This window comes from Vibrio sp. TRT 17S01 (genome assembly GCF_050113695.1).
Classification (GTDB): domain Bacteria; phylum Pseudomonadota; class Gammaproteobacteria; order Enterobacterales; family Vibrionaceae; genus Vibrio.
In genome coordinates this window covers 1-533 of the sequence record NZ_JBNJOG010000078.1, presented here as the reverse complement: position 1 = coordinate 533, position 533 = coordinate 1, and the positions used below count along the sequence as shown (strand labels likewise).

Sequence of the window (533 nt, the reverse complement as noted above, 5' to 3'; positions counted from 1 at the left end):
TAACGCCAAATTAAGGTGTGAACAACGCTAGCCACCCTACCTAAAGGATTGTGCCATAAACACTAAACTGGCTTGAAGTGAAAGCGCCGAACGTTGTGAATCACTCTTAAATTTATTGTTATGCTCGTACTCAAAGGAATTGAAGGACTAAACAAGCAATAAACGCTGGAAGACCGGCTATGAAGAAAACTAAGCCTGTCTGGTAGTTCATTCGATAGTGTTCTCGTTCGTCTTTTTCGAAATCATGGCCTTCTACCATTTTGTAGACTTTATCTGTTCTAGGATCATCTAACCGAGTCGTCTTACTATGGACTCCACCTTCCCACATTAGCTTCGCCAAAACCCATATAACGATGACAACAAAGAAAAGAAAGTCGACCAGCTGAGTAGTAGCAAAGAATGGAACAAACTGGGCTAGAGCTATTACAACAAGAGCCGCTGAGAGGTTAATTAGAACCACTTTCTTGAATAAATCGAGCAAAATTACCTCCTAGAGCATAACGCCAAATTAAGTAGTGAGTAACGCTACCACC

General features: G+C 41.3%; 1 protein-coding gene. It reads right to left on the bottom strand.

Going from position 1 to position 533, the window contains the following annotated elements:
* Positions 1-130: 130 nt before the first annotated feature.
* Positions 131-481 (bottom strand): hypothetical protein, encoded by a 351-nt coding sequence (locus ACQEXS_RS22555; RefSeq protein ID WP_008077879.1) that lies wholly within the window; start codon positions 479-481, stop codon positions 131-133.
* Between the last annotated feature and the right edge of the window lie 52 nt (positions 482-533).